General features: G+C 66.8%; 17 protein-coding genes. 8 read left to right on the forward strand and 9 right to left on the reverse strand.

From position 1 onward, the window contains the following. The first annotated feature begins 23 nt into the window (after window positions 1-23). From AC1RQK_RS12695 to AC1RQK_RS12710, 4 genes are all read left to right on the forward strand, one after another. Complete coding sequence (locus AC1RQK_RS12695) at window positions 24-938, forward strand: SDR family NAD(P)-dependent oxidoreductase (RefSeq protein WP_492809231.1); 915 nt, start codon at window positions 24-26, stop codon at window positions 936-938. Beyond that, complete coding sequence (locus AC1RQK_RS12700; RefSeq protein WP_492809232.1) at window positions 935-1,897, forward strand: alpha/beta fold hydrolase; 963 nt, start codon at window positions 935-937, stop codon at window positions 1,895-1,897. The genes AC1RQK_RS12695 and AC1RQK_RS12700 overlap by 4 nt, the downstream gene beginning before the upstream one ends. Before the next feature lie 70 nt (window positions 1,898-1,967). Further along, window positions 1,968-2,840 carry a metal-dependent hydrolase gene (locus tag AC1RQK_RS12705; protein ID WP_492373240.1) on the forward strand — a complete coding sequence of 291 codons (873 nt, stop codon included), beginning with the start codon at window positions 1,968-1,970 and terminating at the stop codon, window positions 2,838-2,840. Continuing rightward, on the forward strand, window positions 2,837-3,001 hold the full coding sequence (locus AC1RQK_RS12710) for a rubredoxin (protein ID WP_253929397.1): 165 nt from the start codon (window positions 2,837-2,839) through the stop codon (window positions 2,999-3,001). The genes AC1RQK_RS12705 and AC1RQK_RS12710 overlap by 4 nt, the downstream gene beginning before the upstream one ends. A 30-nt stretch (window positions 3,002-3,031) precedes the next feature. On the opposite strand, the gene AC1RQK_RS12715 is transcribed toward AC1RQK_RS12710, so the two are convergent. Next, complete coding sequence (locus AC1RQK_RS12715; protein ID WP_492809233.1) at window positions 3,032-3,925, reverse strand: MerR family transcriptional regulator; 894 nt, start codon at window positions 3,923-3,925, stop codon at window positions 3,032-3,034. A 170-nt stretch (window positions 3,926-4,095) separates the two neighbouring features. On the opposite strand from AC1RQK_RS12715, the gene AC1RQK_RS12720 reads away from it, so the two are divergent. From AC1RQK_RS12720 to AC1RQK_RS12730, 3 genes are all read left to right on the forward strand, one after another. Beyond that, window positions 4,096-5,025, forward strand: a complete 930-nt coding sequence (locus tag AC1RQK_RS12720) for a LysR family transcriptional regulator (RefSeq protein ID WP_492373237.1) — start codon at window positions 4,096-4,098, stop codon at window positions 5,023-5,025. A gap of 200 nt (window positions 5,026-5,225) precedes the next feature. Continuing rightward, window positions 5,226-6,194 carry a Bug family tripartite tricarboxylate transporter substrate binding protein gene (locus AC1RQK_RS12725; protein WP_416050054.1) on the forward strand — a complete coding sequence of 323 codons (969 nt, stop codon included), beginning with the start codon at window positions 5,226-5,228 and terminating at the stop codon, window positions 6,192-6,194. 135 nt (window positions 6,195-6,329) lie between these two features. Continuing rightward, window positions 6,330-7,301 carry a M14 family metallopeptidase gene (locus tag AC1RQK_RS12730; protein ID WP_492809234.1) on the forward strand — a complete coding sequence of 324 codons (972 nt, stop codon included), beginning with the start codon at window positions 6,330-6,332 and terminating at the stop codon, window positions 7,299-7,301. Window positions 7,302-7,374: 73 nt separating this feature from the next. On the opposite strand, the gene AC1RQK_RS12735 is transcribed toward AC1RQK_RS12730, so the two are convergent. From AC1RQK_RS12735 to AC1RQK_RS12765, 7 genes are all read right to left on the reverse strand, one after another. Beyond that, window positions 7,375-7,902, reverse strand: a complete 528-nt coding sequence (locus AC1RQK_RS12735) for a hypothetical protein (RefSeq protein ID WP_492373235.1) — start codon at window positions 7,900-7,902, stop codon at window positions 7,375-7,377. A gap of 183 nt (window positions 7,903-8,085) precedes the next feature. After that, complete coding sequence (locus AC1RQK_RS12740; RefSeq protein ID WP_492809235.1) at window positions 8,086-8,319, reverse strand: hypothetical protein; 234 nt, start codon at window positions 8,317-8,319, stop codon at window positions 8,086-8,088. Between the two features lie 247 nt (window positions 8,320-8,566). Continuing rightward, the gene (locus tag AC1RQK_RS12745) at window positions 8,567-8,770 is read right to left on the reverse strand and encodes a hypothetical protein (protein ID WP_174424410.1); all 204 of its coding nucleotides are present in this window, start codon (window positions 8,768-8,770) and stop codon (window positions 8,567-8,569) included. Between the two features lie 45 nt (window positions 8,771-8,815). Next, window positions 8,816-9,382, reverse strand: coding sequence for an OB-fold putative lipoprotein (locus AC1RQK_RS12750; protein WP_492809236.1), 567 nt, complete (start codon window positions 9,380-9,382; stop codon window positions 8,816-8,818). A 351-nt stretch (window positions 9,383-9,733) separates the two neighbouring features. Next, window positions 9,734-10,147: a hypothetical protein gene (locus AC1RQK_RS12755; RefSeq protein ID WP_416050059.1), complete on the reverse strand. Its 414-nt coding sequence runs from the start codon at window positions 10,145-10,147 to the stop codon at window positions 9,734-9,736. A gap of 118 nt (window positions 10,148-10,265) precedes the next feature. Further along, entirely contained in the window at window positions 10,266-11,483 is a 1,218-nt protein-coding gene (locus AC1RQK_RS12760) for an acyltransferase family protein (protein WP_492809237.1), read from the reverse strand. A 171-nt stretch (window positions 11,484-11,654) separates the two neighbouring features. Further along, window positions 11,655-12,830, reverse strand: coding sequence for an acyltransferase family protein (locus tag AC1RQK_RS12765; protein ID WP_492373231.1), 1,176 nt, complete (start codon window positions 12,828-12,830; stop codon window positions 11,655-11,657). Between the two features lie 242 nt (window positions 12,831-13,072). Between AC1RQK_RS12765 and AC1RQK_RS12770 the strand changes: the two genes are divergently transcribed. Continuing rightward, window positions 13,073-13,750, forward strand: coding sequence for a methyltransferase family protein (locus AC1RQK_RS12770; RefSeq protein ID WP_492809238.1), 678 nt, complete (start codon window positions 13,073-13,075; stop codon window positions 13,748-13,750). A gap of 95 nt (window positions 13,751-13,845) precedes the next feature. Here the strand turns inward: AC1RQK_RS12770 and AC1RQK_RS12775 are convergent, their stop codons facing one another. Continuing rightward, window positions 13,846-14,298: a PA2169 family four-helix-bundle protein gene (locus AC1RQK_RS12775; protein WP_006162538.1), complete on the reverse strand. Its 453-nt coding sequence runs from the start codon at window positions 14,296-14,298 to the stop codon at window positions 13,846-13,848. Window positions 14,299-14,693: the final 395 nt, after the last annotated feature.

Raw genomic sequence — 14,693 nt, forward strand, 5'->3', positions numbered from 1 at the left:
GAAGAACACCGAGGAGACACCGCATGAAGGATTTCAAGAACAAGGTGGCCGCCATTACCGGCGCAGGCTCCGGCATGGGCCGCTCACTGGCGCTCACGCTGGCGCGCGAAGGCTGCCAGCTGGCGCTGTCGGACCGCAATGAAAAAGGCCTCGCGCAGACGGTGGCCGAGGTCATGCGCGCAGCGCCGGGCCTGGTGTTCACGCAGCACTGCGTGGATGTATCGGACCGCGCCGCGATGTACGCCTGGGCCGAGCAGGCCGCGCGCGCGCACGGGCGCATCAACCTGATTTTCAACAATGCCGGCGTGGCGCTGTCGAGCACCATCGAGGGCATGAGCTACGATGACCTCGAATGGATCATGGGCATCAACTTCTGGGGCGTGGTGCATGGCACCAAGGCGTTCCTGCCTTACCTGAAGGCCAGCGGCGACGGCCACGTGATCAATACGTCGAGCATCTTCGGCATCTTCGCGCAGCCCGGCATGAGCGGCTACAACGCGAGCAAGTATGCGGTGCGTGGCTTTACGGAATCGCTGCGCCAGGAGCTCGACATGCAGGCGTGCGGCGTGTCCGCGACCTGCGTGCACCCGGGCGGCATCAAGACCAATATTGCGCAGGCCAGCCGTATCTCCGCGAACGTCACCGGCTTCCTGGTGCACGATGAGCAGCAGGGCCGCGATGAGTTCGAGAAGTACTTCATCACCACGGCGGACAAGGCCGCGCGCGTGATTCTCAACGGCGTGCGCCACAACCGCCGCCGCGTGCTGATCGGCCCGGATGCGGTTGCCGCCGACATGATGGCGCGGCTGCTGCCCGCGGCCTACCAGAAGCTGGTGGTGTTCGACGCGCGCCGCAAAGGCCCGCTCGGCAAGCCTACCGCGGACGTGTCCAACACGGTGCCGGCCAAGGCCAGCGGCAATGGCGGAGATGCGCAATGAACCGCGTCGCCATGCCGGCGGACAGCCGCCTCTCGCAGCCACCCGGCGCGCTCACGCGCTGGTTCGGCCAGGGCCGCGTAGGGCTGTTCAGCCTGTCGCGTGAAATGCTCGCCAGACGCTACGCGCTGCCCGCCTCGCGCTGGGTGCAGGTCATGGGCACGCTCGTGCATTACACCGATGAAGGCGTGCCCGGCGGCGAGCCGCTGCTGCTGATCCATGGTTTCGGCGCTTCGCTGCACACCTGGCAAGGTGTGCTGCCGGCACTCGCGCAACGCTATCGCGTGCTGCGCGTGGACCTGCCGCCCTTTGGCCTGACCGGGCCGTTGCGCGATGCGCGCGGGCGCATTCTCACCATGGATGTGGACACGTACCGCCGCTTCATCGACGCCTTCTGCGACGCCATCCACCTGCAGCGCGCCAGCGTCATCGGCAACTCGCTGGGCGGCCTGATCGCATGGGACATGGCCGCGCGCCATCCCGGGCGCGTCGACAAGATGGTGCTGATCGATGCTGCGGGTTTCCCGATGAAGCTGCCGCTCTATATCGCCTTGTTCAACCACGCGCCGGTGCGCTGGTCGGCGCCGTGGCTGCTGCCGGAGTGCGTGATCCGCGCCGCCACGCGCGATGTCTACGGCGATGCCTCGCGGGTGGACGAAGGCACCTTCCGCCGCTATGTCGATTTCTTCTACGCCGAGGGCAGCCGCGAAGCGGTCGGCCGCATGGTGCCCAAGCTGGACTTCGACGCGCTCGACACGCAGGCGCTCAATGGCATCCGCTCGCCCACGCTGGTGCTGTGGGGCGAGCGTGACCGCTGGATCCCGCCGGCGCATGCGCAAGCCTTTGCCGGGCGCATTCCTGGCGCGCGGCTGCAGCGCTACGCCGGCCTGGGCCATATCCCGATGGAAGAGGATCCGCAGCGCGTGGCGGCGGACCTGCTGCCTTTTCTCGACGGGCGCTGAGGCCACCGCTGAAATACGCACCGCACCCGACGCACCCGACGCATTCCACGAATCGACAGGAGTACTCATCATGATGCCAGTCCGACGCGATGTGCATCCCCACTTGCCCGCCAGCCGCATCGGCGACTGGCACGTGCGGGGCCGCCATGTCACCCACTTCGTCAACGCGCTCTCGATCTTCTTTCCGGCGGGCGAACGCTTCTTCATGGACAGCGTGCGCGCCTATCGCGACGACGTGACCGACCCCGAGCTCAAGCGCGCCATCGCGGGTTTTATCGGCCAGGAGGCCATGCACACGCGCGAGCATATTCTCTACAACCGGCTGATGACGGATGCGGGCCTGCCCGCCGAGCCGCTCGATCGGTTCGTCGGCAAACTGCTCAACGTGCTGCGCAAGATACTGCCCAAGTCATGGCAGCTTGCGCACACCATCGCGCTCGAGCACTACACCGCGATGCTTGCCGGCGGGCTGCTGGCGGACCCGGACCAGATGGGCGGCTCCGAGCCCGGCTACCACCAGGTGTGGATCTGGCACGCGCTGGAAGAGACCGAGCACAAGGCCGTGGCCTACGACGTGTGGAATGCCGTGATGAAGCCGGGGCTATATCGCTATCTGCTGCGCACCTTCACCATGCTCACCACCACGGTGACGTTCTGGGCGATGGTGTTCGTATTCCACATCCGGCTGGTGATGGCGGATCGCGAGTGCCGCAACAAGCTCGGCGGCTTTGGCGGCGTGGTGCGTTTCCTGTGGGGCAAGCCTGGCGTGCTGCGCAAGATGATTCCGGAGTGGTTCGATTATTTCCGGCCGGGCTTCCACCCGTGGGATCACGACAACCGTGCGCAGCTGGCGCGCATCGAGCCGCTGATCGCGGAGATCGAGGCCACCTCCGCGCGCGCCGGCGTATCCAGCCGGGCGCCTTCGGTGAGGGCCGCGGCATGAAGGTCTGGCAGTGTGAGATCTGCGGGCTGGTCTACGACGAAGCCGCTGGCATGCCGGAGCATGGCATCGCGCCTGGCACGGCATGGAGTGCCGTGCCGGAAGACTGGAGCTGCCCCGATTGCGGCATGCGCAAGGGGGATTTCCAGATGGTGGCGCTTTAGCTAGCGGGCTAGAGCGGGCACGTACCTGTATCAGCGCCTGGCCTTGCGCGGCCCGGCCTTTGGCGCGTTGCCCGCGCCGCCGTCTTCCGGCGCGTCGTGCAAGTGCTCGATGATGGCCGCCACGCGGTCGCCGAGGTATTTATTGGCTGACTGTTCCATGGCCCGCATCATCTCCGCTTCTACCGCCACCATGGCCAGCGGGCGGATGCGCCAGAGGATATCCACCAGCCGCGGCACGTCCTGCGGCGGTGGCAGCTTGCCTTCACCGAAGCGGTCCAGCTCGCGCACGACCATGGCCACGATCCGGTCCGATACGGCTTCGAAGTGCCTGCGTGCGTGCTCGACGATGGACAGCACATCTTCCAGCGGAAATCCCGCGCGCGCGATCTCCGCGCCGGCAGTCAGCGTGCGCGGGCTGCGTGCGAGGTAGCCCATGCCGTCCGGCTCCAGCAGGCCGAGCGCGATGGCCTTGGCCAGCGCCGGGCGCGATATCGCGCGGCCGAACAGCTTGGCCAGCGCCAGGTAGGAGTAGTGGCGCGGCACTTCATCGGTCCACGGGCTGCTGATGGCGGATTCCAGCCCGAGGATGGAGCGCAGGTCATGCCCTTCCACGATGGCCTTGAGCAGCTCCTGGATATTGTTCAGCGTGTAGCCGCGCGCCAGCAGGTGGTTGATCAGCCGTAGCCGGCCCAGGTGCGTCTGCGTGTAGATGCCCACCCGGCCGCGCCGCTCGGGCGGATCGATCAGGCCGCGGTCCTGGTAGGAGCGCACATTGCGCACCGTGGTGCCGGCCGCCCGCGCCAGTTCGTCGATGGTGTATTCCGGCGGCGCGCCATTGCCATTGCCGGAGCCGGCGGCATCGTGGGCGGCGGACGCCGATGACGACGAGGAGGTGGGCGCAGTGCTGCGCTTGAAGAAGGCCATGGCAAAAATTCTACCCGAGTCGTGCGTCTGCCGTGTGTCGTATGCCGGGCGCTGCGCCTCGGGACACGCACCGCTACAGCTACAATATTCGCAGCGCCGCTCTTCGCGGCGGCGGCATTTGCCCGGATCGTCCCCATTCAACTTCTGCGCGCGCCCTGGCGCGAGTCCTTATGCATATCCGCTGGCTGGAGGATTTTGTGTGCCTGGCCCAGGCCGGCAGCCTGGCGCGCGCGGCGGAGCTGCGTAACGTCACGCCGCCGGCATTCGGGCGCCGCATGCAGGCGCTGGAAGTCTGGGCGGGTGCGCCGCTGATCGATCGCAGCGTGTTCCCGGTGCGCCTCACCGATGAGGGGCGGCAGTTCCTGGAGGCCGCGCAGAGCGCGCTGCGCACGCTGGACGATACGCGCATGTCGCTGCGCGCGGCGCATCGGGCCGATGCCAGCACCGTGGTGATCGTCACCGGCAAGACGCTGGCGCGCTCGATGGTGCCGGCGTGGCTGGCCGGCCTGCGCCATGCGCTGCGCAACGACAAGGCGGCCGCGGGGTTTCGCACGCGGCTTTCCACCTTTCCCACGCACGACGCGCTGGCGATCTTCACCGAAGGCGACGCGGATTTCCTGCTTTGCTACAACTCGCCGGAGCAGCCGGTGACGCTGGACGGCGCGCGCTACCAATACCACCTTGTGGGCGAGGAGCGCCTCGTTTGCGTGAGCGCGGCGGCGGATGGTGGCGGGCCACAGTACAAGTTGCTCGCACGCGGCCAGCGCGCCCCGGTGCCGATGATCGCCTACGCGCAGACGCTGACCCTGGGCCGCATGGTCAACGGCGAGATCGCGCGGCGCGGGCTGGCCAGCCGGCTCGACGTGATCGCGGTCAGCGATTTCGCCGAATCCGTGCATGAAATGGTGCGCCAGCGCATGGGCCTGGCGTGGCTGCCCGCGCGGCTGATCGCCGATGACCTGCACGCCGGTCGCCTGGTGCGCGCCGGGCTGGAGGTGGGCGGCGAAACGGATCTCGTGATGCAGATCCTGCTGTATCGCCCGCGCGCGCCCATGCGGGCGCTGGGCGAGGCCTTCTGGCATGCGGCGGTGGCGGGCTAGTTGTCCAGCGCCACGCGCTGGGTCCGCCTTGGCGCGGCTGGCGCCTGATCCCAGCCCCCGATCCCCCACCCTTGCCAAAACGGCAAGCGCCATTGCCAAAGCCGCACGTTGCTGCGCCTGCACGCTCTCTAAGATCGCCGCATGCCTGCATACCTTGCCTGTCTGCATACGGCGCAAATCTAAAAACGGAGAGACCTGCCATGAACAAACTGCTGCGTGCGGCTGCTGCCGCATCCTTCTGCCTGCTTGCCGGCGGCGCTGCCGCCTCGGGCTGGCCGACCAAGCCGATTTCCCTGGTGGTGGGCTACACCGCGGGCGGCAGCGTCGACCTGGTGGCCCGCACCATCGCGCCGGAACTGGGCAAGCGCCTGGGCCAGAGCGTGGTGATCGAGAACCTGGGCGGCGCGGGCGGCACCATCGGCGCGTCCAAGGTGGTCAAGGCCGACGCCGACGGCTACACGCTGCTGATGGGCTCGGGCAGCGAGGTCTCGATCGCGCGCCTGACCAACCCCGCCGTGCGCTACGACGGCGAGCGCGACCTGGCGCCGATCACCTTTGTCGGCACCCAGCCGATGGTGCTGGTGGGCAAGTCCGCGCTGCCGGCCAAGAACGCCGACGAGCTGATCGCGCTGGCCAAGGCGCAGCCGGGCAAGCTGGCCTATGCGTCGTCCGGCGTGGGCACGCCGCTGAACCTGGCCGGCGAGCTGATCAAGCAGCAAGGCAAGGTCAACATCACCCATGTGCCCTATAAGGGTGCGTCCGCCATGTCCACCGACCTGCTCGGCGGCCAGATCGACCTCGCCGTGATGGTGCTGTCGTCGGCGCTGCCGCATATCCAGGCTGGCCGGGTCAAGGCCTACGGCGTGACCGAAGGGCACCGCGCCCAGGTGGCGCCCAACGTGCCCGCGCTGGCGGAAAGCAGCGCGCTCAAGGGCGTGGACATGGGCGTGTGGTTTGGCCTGATGGCGCCGGCCAATACGCCGCGCGCCGTGGTCGATCGCCTGAACACCGAGATGCAGGCCGTGCTGGCCATGCCCGACGTGAAGAAGAAGCTGGCCGAGGCCGGCGTGGAAGTGGCGCCGGGCGGCCCGGGCCAGTTCGCCAGCTTTATCAAGCGCGAGACGGTGAAGTACAAGAGCATCGTGCAGACTGCCGGCATTCACGAATAAGGGGACGGCGGCAGGCGTACCATTTGCTTGTCGCAAGTGGCGGTGTCGGCGGTTGCCGCCCGCCCGCCTTCCCTGCTTCTTTCGCTTCTTTCGCTGTTCAGTCGCTATCACTGGCAATCTTGCCGATCAAAAAACATGACGACCACTGCCCCCAGCTTCGACGCATACCCGGTTGAAGTCGAATTCCCCGATATCTCCGCCTACGCCACCGGCAACGCCGGCGTGCCCTATGTCCACACCTTCGACAGCGGCGTGCCCGGCCCGCACGTGATGGTCAATGCGCTGACCCACGGCAACGAGGTGTGCGGCGCCATCACCGTCAAGGCGCTGCTGGACCTGGGCCTGCGCCCACGCCGCGGCCGCCTGACGCTGGCCTTTGCCAACGTCGACGCGTACCTCAGCTTCGATGCCGCCCGCCCGGATGCGTCGCGCTATGTCGACCAGGATTTCAACCGCGTGTGGACGGCCGCCGTGCTCGACGACACCACCCGTGACTCGTCCGAGCTGCGCCGCGCACGCGCCATGCGCCCGGTCATCGATACCGTGGACCTGCTGCTCGACCTGCACTCCATGCACGAGAAGAGCTTGCCGCTGATCGTGTCCGGCCCGCTCGACAAGGGCATTGCCCTGTCGCGCGCCGTGGGCGCGCCCGCCAATGTGATCGTGGACGAGGGCCATCCGGAAGGACGGCGCATGCGCGACTACGAAGGCTTTGGCGACCCCGCCAGCGCCAGGAACGCGCTGTTGATCGAATGCGGCCAGCACTGGGAAACCGCGGCCGTGGGCGTGGCCCAGGACAGCACCGCGCGCTTCCTGCTCCATGCCGGCGTGATCGATGCGGGTGACGTGCCTGCCGGCTGGCTCCTGCCCGTGGCGCCGCAGCGGGTGGTACGCGTGACCGAGCCCGTGGTCGCCAGCAGCATGGATTTCCGCTTCGCCGGCCCATACACCGGGCTGGAAACCTTCGCCGAAGCCGGCACCGTGATCGGCTGGCGCGACGGCGAGCCGGTGGTCACACCGTATCCGGATTGCGTGCTGGTGATGCCGTCGCTGCGGCAACTGCGCCCGGGCGTGACCGTGGTGCGGCTGGGGCAGGTGGTGGGCTGACCGGCTGATTTAAGTGCGCAGGCGCGCACTTATCGCTGTAATGGGTACGCCGTCGTCAAGGCGGCGGAGGTGTTCAGGCTGGCGTAGCTGGCGATTGCGGGGCGGCCGGCGCACCTGGCGTGCCTGCCGTGGACGGCTTTGGCCGCATGCCGGGCAGCAATTGCTCGAACAGCTCGTCGATCTTCATCTCGGGCGGGACCAGGTTGCTCAGGTTGATGCCGCCGGCGCTGCGCAGGGCGTCGTAGTTCGCCTTGCCGGCACGCTCGCCGTTGATATAGACGATGATCTCTGCCGTACTCAGGAAATCGCGCCAGTAGGTCTGGCGTTGCATGTAGACCGTGGCGGTATAGGGGCACGACGCCACCGACGAGCCGGGTGACAGCATCTTGAACTCAAAGCCGCGCTGCTGCACCGCGTCGCGGATGAATTCCGCATAGGCATTGCCGCCGCTGCCCGGGTTGGCGATCACGCAAAACAGCGTGCCGTCGGCGGGCTGCATGGAGGCGATACGGTCGCCGCGGTCGACCGGGACGACGGCCTGGTACGTGGCGCAGCCGGTGACCAGCAAGCCTAGGCTGGCGGCTAGCAGTGCTTTTTTCATGATGTTCCTGGAAACGCTGGTGCAAAGGTGCCGAACCGTGTTGTCGGCATGCGCGCCAGGCAACTTTAGGCCATTGCGGCGGCGGCAATCGTTGGAACAGAGCGGGTAAACCGGTCCTGTGCCGGTCCTGTGCCGGTCCAGCGCCGGTTCTGCTGCGGTTCTGTGGCTCGCCCGAGGTTAGCCTCAGAGCACAATGGCCTGCCGGCAGCGTAGCGCCATCACCTGCGCCTCGAAGGCGCGGGCCGCGCGCTGCGCGAGCTGGTCGCGGCGGCCGCCCGGGCGGCCATGATCCACGGCGAGGCGACCGAGCCCGGTCACCCGCCACTCGCGGCGCGTGATGGCGAGAATGTTGGCGAGCGCCTGGGCTTGCTGGACTTGCGGGGCAGGCAGCGTGCCCCGGGAGAGATCTTCCATCATGATATTCAGCGCGGCCCTCGCTCCGGGGGAGCTTCGGGCCGCTTTGCCTTGTCCCGTCGTTGACGTTTGTTCGTATCGTGATGGAAAGATAGACAACGCCGGAACGCGCCATTATCGATAGCGCACCGATCCTGCTGTGGGATGTGTCCTACATGCCGCCGGAGTGGCGATTGGCGTACTGGTTAACCGAGGGGAGAGGGGGAGACAGCCGTCGTCATGGCGCGCGGTCTTGGCCCGGTTGGTGGCCTCAGGCCTTTGCCGCCCCCCCGCTGGCCATCGTGCCCACCACCATCAGGCAGATCGCGGCAAGGAACACCCCCACCAGCAGGATCTGCAGGCGCCCCACCGGGCGGCCCTTCAGGAAGGCGTTGCTGATGAACGGTGGCGAGACCAGGCCCACCACGGTGACGATCAGGATGGTCAGGGCGAGTACGGAAAGCAGGGTTTGCATGCTGGATGTCGATCTGGGTAAATCTGGCTAAGTCAGTGCTCGCACTCAGTTGGCGCCGCCACGCACAAGGCAATCTTCAAGGACAGGCGAGCCTTCCACCTGGCCCGCGCCGGTGCATTCCACGGCCACCTTCTGTCCGCGCCGGACCATGGTGCCGCGCGCTTCCACCTCGCAGGTGCGCCCGGCGGGGCCGCAGATCTGGATCGGCAGGAGCTTGGCGCGCACCACCAGGGTCGGGCTATTGGAGCGGATATCCAGGAAGACCGTGTCGCTTCCCTCGCGCCGCACGCCGCTGGCCACGCCCTCCACGATGAAATACTTGCCCAGGTAGCGGTCGTTGGCCGCGCCGGCGTTCTCCTGGTAATCGTCGACAAGGGTGTCCGCCTGGTACTGCGGCAGGATGTCGGTGGAGCGGTTCGGGTCGATGCTGATCGGGTCCAGCGTGCCGTTCTTGGGCACGCCGCGCGCGCCGGCGTTGGGCTCTGGCACCGCCGCGGACGCTGCCGCGACCGGCTCTTCCTGCTGCTCTTCATGGTTGCCGGTGAGCCACAACATGCCAAGGACGGCAAGGGCGACAACGCCGATAAGGATTTGCTGGGTACGGTTCAACATCCGGGGTTTCCTGCGATAGAAATGGGCCATTGCGCTGTCAGGCACCGGCTGCGCGCATCGATCGCGCGCACTGTGCGCCGGCACGCTCGGCTCGGCTGCCAGCCCGCCTGTGGCAAGGCCTGGCGGTGCCAAGCCAGGTGTTCGGGCGGGGCTTGCCAAAAAAGTTGCCCACAGCTTTGCCCACAGGGTTGTTCGGTCTTCTCCACAGACTTGTCCACAGCCTGGGCGGGGTGCCGTGTGGGGATCCGGGCGGGCATGCGCATGCACTTCATGGCGATGGCGTGACGTAAGGCTGGCTTGCTACGGGGCTGCCTGGCTGCGCCGCATCAAGCCGCAACCGGCAAGCCGCGATCAATGAAGGTGCCGCAGCCCGGTTTCGTCATCGTCTTCGTCCTCGTCTTCCCAGTCTTCATGTTCGACCGGGGTGTCAGGCGCCATGTCGAACACCATCGAGTGGTGCTGCACGGTGAACCAGTCACGGAACTGCTGCAGCGTCAGCGTTTGCGGCCACAGGCTTTCGTCGAACCACTCCCCCAGCATGAATTCGAACAAGGCGCGCCAGCGCTGTTCCACCCACTGCAGCGCTTCCGACGTGGTCGAGACATCGTCCGGCACCAGGAACACACTCTGGTCCTCGCGTACATGCTCAAGGGTCAGCGTGGCTACCGGGTCGATATCCACGGCCATGATCCATTCGAAGAAAGGCTGCTGCGGCACCAATACGACGAGCGAGCGATTGAGGGTAAAGCGGGGATGATCGGTCATGGCAGGGGCTCGTTCGCTGAAACGGCCCATTGTAGCGGTTGGCCGTGCCCGCATGCGATTCATCGGTGGGCCGGCGGCCCGGCATTGCCAGGCCGCCGCCCGCCGCGGATCAGCACGCCTAGATGATGGGCCGTTCGCGCCTGGCGGGGTCGGCGCCAAATGCGTCCCGCGTCGGCAAGGCGGCGGATGGCGGGGGCGGCGCTGGCGTGGGAGTCCGGTCGGGGAACAACATGTCCTTGAGCCCCAGGAAGCGTTTTTCGATCAGGTGCCAGCTCAGCAAGGCCGCTGCGATGGAGGCACACAGGCACGCCGCCGAAAAGCCCAGCTGCCACGGGATCTGGCTGCCGAACAACAGGCGCGGCTCGCCGAACGCCTTGACCGCCACCACGCGGATGATCGGGTGGAACACGTAAAGCGCGTAGCTGTATTTGCCCAGGAACACCAGGTACCGGTTGCTGAACACGACGTGCCGGTCCGTGGCGCAGGCCGCGTAGATCAGGCCCACCGCCACCATGGCAACCACCGAGAAGCCCACGGTGTAGATCAGCGGGCTGGATTCCAGCCGGGAACCCATGGCCGCGAGCCCGCCCGCCAGCACCAGCAGCGCCAATGGCGCCACCTTCACCAGCCAGGGCTTGAAGTGCAATCCGCGCCGGACCGCCATCGCCAGCAACGCGCCCGCCACCAGGCCATCCAGCCGGGCCGGCGTGAACACCGAAATGGCGTCCGCGCTATAGCCTTGCAACACCATGCCGACACGCACCGCCAGCGTTCCCGCCAGCAGCACCAGGCAGAGCCGGCGCATGGCGGCCAACGGCAGCAGCAGCACCAGCAAGGGCCACACGGCGTAGAACTGTTCCTCGATGGCAAGCGACCACAAATGCCCCGCGCCCGCGCCGAAGAACGTGCCGGTCAGCGCCTGCTTGAGGTTGGACAGATACAGCACGAACCACGGCCAGCTGGCCTGCACCGCCTCCAGCTTGGCCTGCTCAAAGGCGCCGATCCGGTGCGAGATCAGCGGGAACAGCAGCAGAAACAGCACGGCCAGGTAGAAGTAGTACAGCGGAAAGATGCGCAGCACGCGGCGCCCGTAGAACGCGCGCAGGAAGTTGGGCGCGCCCTTGGTGCGCAGCAGGATGCCCGTGATCAGGAATCCCGACAGCGCAAAGAAGATATCCACGCCAATCCACCCCGTCATCGACAACTGGTAGAACAGGCGGTCGAGCGGCAGGTCCGACACCAGGCCCACATGGGCAAAGTGATAGAGCATGACAATCAGGACCGCCAAGCCCCGCACACCGTCGAGCGCGCAAACGTGCGTACCGTCTCGGTTCATGTTCACTCCCTGCCTGGGATGGCCACGCCCGGCGCGGGCGGGCCCACCGGGCTGCCGTGGTGCAATGTCAAAAGGTACCGCGCGGCCTGGCCTGCGTTGGTGTGGCAGCCAACACAGCCCAACCCAGGCCAACACACAGGCCAACACACAGGCCAGCAGTGCAACGCCCGCTTACAAGGCCTGCTGCGGCAAGTCCTGGAGCGGTTCGGCCTCGACGCTGCGCGCGGGCGCGCCGCCCTCCTCGCTCCCCGCCTCCATGGCTGTTGCCCGCGCTCGTTTGCCAAGCCAGCTCCTGAGCCGCAGAAACGGCGCTTCGACCAGCACGTAGCTCAGCGCCGCGGCTGCTAGTGCCTCCAGGATGCAATAGGGGAAGCGCAGCGCCAGCGGCGACGCCGTGCTGGTAAACAGCTGCTGCCAGACGTACAAGCTGAACGAGATCGTGCCCACGAACACAAAGGCCTTGCTCCTGAGCAGGCGCGATATCCACAACTCGGGCCGCTCCACCACAGCGAGGATCAGCAGGCCCACCGCCGCCGCCAGCGCCACCGGGCCATAGGTCGCCGTCCAGATGCCGCCGGCCAGGGTGCCGATGACCGGCAGGCCAAGCAGCAGTACCAGGATCAGCGCCGGCAGCACGAATGCGCCGGCGAAGCGTGCGTTCAGCTGCGCCTTCAGCCGCTCGCGGTCCAGGGCGATGTAGCATCCCATCAGCACCGGGTCCACGCCCGTGTGCAGCATCAACCCCAGTTGACCGCGCAACGAAGGCGTTGTGAAATAGCAGAGCACCCGCACCAGCGGCATCAGCAAGATCACCAGCACCAGCCAGCGCGGGTCCTTGCCGCGCAGCAGCAGCAACAGCACCGGCGGCCACAGCCAGTAGAACTGCTCGTCCAGCGCCAGCGTCCAGAAATGGCCGAGCAGCCACGCGCCGGTGGGATGCGCCATGTTGACGTTGCCCAGCCCGAGCAACTCGGAGTAATTCCAGAGGTGCGCGGCCGCAAACAGGAGCTGCCGCGCATCCACATCGATCAGCCCGACGATGCCGAACAGGCCAAGCGCGATCAGGTAGACATAGAAAGCCGGCCAGATGCGCAGCGCGCGGCGGCCATAGAAACGCATCAGCTTGATGGAGCCGCAGGCGCGCCACTCAGCCTGCAGCAGCTCCGTAATCAGGAAACCGCTCAACACGAACGAGATGAACACGCCGACGCCGCCATTCGCGAAATACCGCAGTGGCACAAGCAATCCCGTGTACCCCCCCTTGGCCATGTGCTCCGCATGGCTGATGACCACCAGCATGACCGCGACGCTGCGAAGCCCGGTCAGCTCTAGAACGCGACGGCTCATTTTTCCTACCCCTCAAGGTATCGGGGGGCGCGGTACTCTGCCATGCCCCCCTCGCTTGCCGCCGCGCCACAACGCTCTGCGGCGTCGCGGTGGCCGCGCGCGGCGCGCGCAACCGGTGAGCATGCGGAATGAATCTAGCTTGCCCCGCCGGCGCGCTCTGTGCGCCGGCATACCAAGTGCGTGCTAACGTGCAGGAATGACAAACGCGCGGCTACCGGTTCGGCGGCAAGGAGGCAGGCGCCATGGGATTCAAGGTCGGAATGGCGCTGGCGGCGGAGGGCCTGCTCTTTGCGGCCCTGCTGTTTGGCGCGGCGGGTACGCTGGCCTGGCCCGCCGCCTGGGCTTATCTCATCCTGTTTTTTGGCGGCGGCTATTGGCTCACGCAACGCCTGGCGCGGCACGATCCGGCACTGCTCGCCGAGCGCATGAAGATGCCGCTGCAACGCGGCCAGCCGTTCTGGGACAAGATCCTGCTGCCGTTCGTGCTCGTGGCGTGGATCGCCTGGATGGTGCTGATGGGCCTGGATGCGGTGCGCTTTCACTGGTCCGCGATGCCGCTGTGGCTGCAGTGCCTGGGCGCAGTGCTGCTGGTGCTGTCATTTCTCCTGATCGACCGCGTGTTTCACGAAAACACCTTCCTCGCGGCCGTGGTCAGGATCCAGGCCGAGCGCGGGCACCGGGTGGTGTCGAGCGGCCCCTACGCCGTGGTTCGCCACCCGCTCTACGCCACCATGCTGGTGTTCTTGCCGGCCAATGCGCTGATGCTCGGCTCCTGGTACGGCATGGCCGCATCGCCGGTGCTCATTGGCGCCATCGTGTTTCGCACGGCAATGGAAGACCGCGAGCTGCAGCGCGGCCTCAAGGGCTACGCGGCCTATGCGGCCCGGGTGCGATACCGGCTGGTCCCGTTCGTCTGGTAGCTCATCAGGCGTCAGGCGTCAGGCAGGCAGCCGGTCTTTGCTGCGGTCTTTGCTACTGATCGCAGCGGATTGCCGACGATCAGCGCATCGCAGCCTCAATGAATCTGCATCCCGCGCATGGCGTGGATGCGATCGTGATGCCACTGTATGCCCTCGTACTGGCGCTGCACCACCGCGCGGATCTCGGGCGGCATGTCCTTCATCAGCGCCGACTGGTACTCGCGCTTTGCCGTTTCCTCATCGCGCTCGCAGAGTTGCAGCACCGCATCGTCGTTGTGCGGTGCGATCACGTGCAACACTTCCATCCAGCCGCGATGCAGCGTGCCGCCCATGCTGCCGCGATCCCGGGGCTCCGCGCCCAGCGATGTCACCAGTGCCTGCAACTCCATCACCGAGGCGCGGCACGATTCCGCCGTGCCCGTAAGGATCGCGCGTATCTCGGGGTTATGCACCTCGCGGGCGCCGGTCGTGCAGCTGAGCTCGCCGTCCTTGCCAACCTCGATCAGGTGGTTCAGGGTGCCGACGATTTGTCCTTGCGCGTTGGTCATGATGATCTCCTTGCCGGTCTTGCATGGACAGGAGCCCGTGCGAATTCTCGTGCGAATTCTCGTGTGAACCCCCGCGTACATCCGCGCCGCACGCTACACGCCTGGCGTCGATGCCCGTCCGGGATTCAGGCCCCTGCTTCCTGTGCTTGCTTTGCCTGGTTGGCTTGCCGCGCGGCACTTCTACTATTGGCTCGCGCGCTGGCAGCCGCGTGGACCAGCGGCGGGCGAGATGGGGTGGGATTTCAGTATAGGAGGGTGTGCGGACTCGTTGGGGGGAGCGCTGACCGGTTTGTGCGCTGCAGCTTGCCGGAACCGGCCCGCAACCGATCCGCATGCCCTTGCCAGCACTTTGCGCTAGCCAAGCCACAAAAAAACCGCAAAATCTGCAAACCGGC

This window comes from Cupriavidus sp. GW822-FHT02D05 (assembly GCF_058802485.1).

Excerpts from the sequence above, each read along its gene's own strand:
- AC1RQK_RS12760 (WP_492809237.1), bottom strand. The coding sequence starts at position 11,483 with ATGAACCGAGACGGTACGCACGTTTGCGCGCTCGACGGTGTGCGGGGC.
- AC1RQK_RS12745 (WP_174424410.1), bottom strand. The coding sequence starts at position 8,770 with ATGCAAACCCTGCTTTCCGTACTCGCCCTGACCATCCTGATCGTCACC.
- AC1RQK_RS12695 (WP_492809231.1), top strand. The coding sequence starts at position 24 with ATGAAGGATTTCAAGAACAAGGTGGCCGCCATTACCGGCGCAGGCTCC.
- AC1RQK_RS12720 (WP_492373237.1), top strand. The coding sequence starts at position 4,096 with ATGCATATCCGCTGGCTGGAGGATTTTGTGTGCCTGGCCCAGGCCGGC.
- AC1RQK_RS12715 (WP_492809233.1), bottom strand. The coding sequence starts at position 3,925 with ATGGCCTTCTTCAAGCGCAGCACTGCGCCCACCTCCTCGTCGTCATCG.
- AC1RQK_RS12710 (WP_253929397.1), top strand. The coding sequence starts at position 2,837 with ATGAAGGTCTGGCAGTGTGAGATCTGCGGGCTGGTCTACGACGAAGCC.
- AC1RQK_RS12755 (WP_416050059.1), bottom strand. The coding sequence starts at position 10,147 with ATGACCGATCATCCCCGCTTTACCCTCAATCGCTCGCTCGTCGTATTG.
- AC1RQK_RS12735 (WP_492373235.1), bottom strand. The coding sequence starts at position 7,902 with ATGAAAAAAGCACTGCTAGCCGCCAGCCTAGGCTTGCTGGTCACCGGC.
- AC1RQK_RS12705 (WP_492373240.1), top strand. The coding sequence starts at position 1,968 with ATGATGCCAGTCCGACGCGATGTGCATCCCCACTTGCCCGCCAGCCGC.
- AC1RQK_RS12750 (WP_492809236.1), bottom strand. The coding sequence starts at position 9,382 with ATGTTGAACCGTACCCAGCAAATCCTTATCGGCGTTGTCGCCCTTGCC.
- AC1RQK_RS12770 (WP_492809238.1), top strand. The coding sequence starts at position 13,073 with ATGGGATTCAAGGTCGGAATGGCGCTGGCGGCGGAGGGCCTGCTCTTT.
- AC1RQK_RS12725 (WP_416050054.1), top strand. The coding sequence starts at position 5,226 with ATGAACAAACTGCTGCGTGCGGCTGCTGCCGCATCCTTCTGCCTGCTT.
- AC1RQK_RS12730 (WP_492809234.1), top strand. The coding sequence starts at position 6,330 with ATGACGACCACTGCCCCCAGCTTCGACGCATACCCGGTTGAAGTCGAA.
- AC1RQK_RS12700 (WP_492809232.1), top strand. The coding sequence starts at position 935 with ATGAACCGCGTCGCCATGCCGGCGGACAGCCGCCTCTCGCAGCCACCC.
- AC1RQK_RS12740 (WP_492809235.1), bottom strand. The coding sequence starts at position 8,319 with ATGATGGAAGATCTCTCCCGGGGCACGCTGCCTGCCCCGCAAGTCCAG.
- AC1RQK_RS12775 (WP_006162538.1), bottom strand. The coding sequence starts at position 14,298 with ATGACCAACGCGCAAGGACAAATCGTCGGCACCCTGAACCACCTGATC.
- AC1RQK_RS12765 (WP_492373231.1), bottom strand. The coding sequence starts at position 12,830 with ATGAGCCGTCGCGTTCTAGAGCTGACCGGGCTTCGCAGCGTCGCGGTC.